The 1,053-nt window shown below is 49.3% G+C and carries 2 protein-coding genes; both read right to left on the bottom strand.

Annotation, left to right across the window (positions count from 1 at the left end):
• Positions 1 to 25: 25 nt before the first annotated feature.
• The gene (locus tag G3T14_RS24270) at positions 26 to 430 is read right to left on the bottom strand and encodes a hypothetical protein (RefSeq protein ID WP_163645019.1); all 405 of its coding nucleotides are present in this window, start codon (positions 428 to 430) and stop codon (positions 26 to 28) included.
• A gap of 350 nt (positions 431 to 780) precedes the next feature.
• Positions 781 to 972, bottom strand: a complete 192-nt coding sequence (locus G3T14_RS24275) for a hypothetical protein (RefSeq protein WP_163645020.1) — start codon at positions 970 to 972, stop codon at positions 781 to 783.
• Between the last annotated feature and the right edge of the window lie 81 nt (positions 973 to 1,053).

Below are 1,053 nucleotides of genomic sequence, written 5' to 3' on the forward strand. Positions count from 1 at the left end.
CCGCTTGAATCACAACCTACTCAAATCAATCAATATGTTGCCGAACAGACACTAATTCTGGAATCCGCGGCGAATTAGAAAAAAAACGCTCGTGAAATCTCGTGGCGATGATGCAAATCATATCATCGTCGATGAATTCCTTCGGTCCTCTTTTGCGTGCGTCCCATGGCATTGAAATTTTATTCGAAATACAAATAGATTCTACTGATGAACTACCCGCGGTGCCACGCGCTTTTGCGAGTGCTACAGCATCCTCGAGTGGCCGCACTTCTAAAGAAATACCATGAAAATCTTTGTCATCTAGCCCACCATCTTTTCCCATCCAACAACAATCTCGGTGAGAAATATTTTCAGTTCCTTCGCCAGCATACTCCCGTATAAATTCTGGAATGTCGCTATCGAACTTGCGAGACTTTTTTTCCTGACTCATTGTGCAATCCCATAACTGTTGAGAGTCAAATCGCGTTTCAGGGGCAGGTGCCTTTCAAATATACACATCCAATCGTAGACGAATGCTCTGCTGACCCGGCGAATGAAATACATTTGTCGTTAATCAATAAATGGCTCAAATAACTCAGTCCGCCGACCAACAAGTTCGCACCTTCCGAATATCCAATACGTTGGGTTTTTATTAATTAAAAAACTCGATGATAATTCGATCTACATTTGCTAGTCGTGAGCGGACCTGGGATACACATAGATTCCCCCGACATGAGTTATCTACATTTCGACAGGTCGTAGAAAGCAGATGTTCAGCGTCGCACCACTCGCTCCCGAGCATCATTCGAACGTTTCGTCCCGCGCACGATCCCTTGCAGACTCACACTCCCGCTCCCTCGCAATCTCTTGCGCCAGTTGGGCTTTGGCGTCGGCCACGATCGGCATGAGGTTCGTCGAGATCTGCGCCTCCAGGCTGTCGAGCAAGCGAGCGTTCGCCTCCATTAGCGCGGCGCGCGAGCCGCTCCAGCTCATCGGGCGGAACCGCTGGACGAACACCGCTAGCCCGTCTTATTCACCAGGCGGTGTCTTGCGGCGTGTTCTGGGCTGACGGCG

This window comes from Methylobacterium sp. BTF04, assembly GCF_010692745.1.
Lineage (GTDB): Bacteria > Pseudomonadota > Alphaproteobacteria > Rhizobiales > Beijerinckiaceae > Methylobacterium.

Bases quoted from the DNA above. Each gene is read 5' to 3' on its own strand.
- G3T14_RS24275 (WP_163645020.1), bottom strand. From the start codon at position 972: ATGAGCTGGAGCGGCTCGCGCGCCGCGCTAATGGAGGCGAACGCTCGC.
- G3T14_RS24270 (WP_163645019.1), bottom strand. From the start codon at position 430: ATGAGTCAGGAAAAAAAGTCTCGCAAGTTCGATAGCGACATTCCAGAA.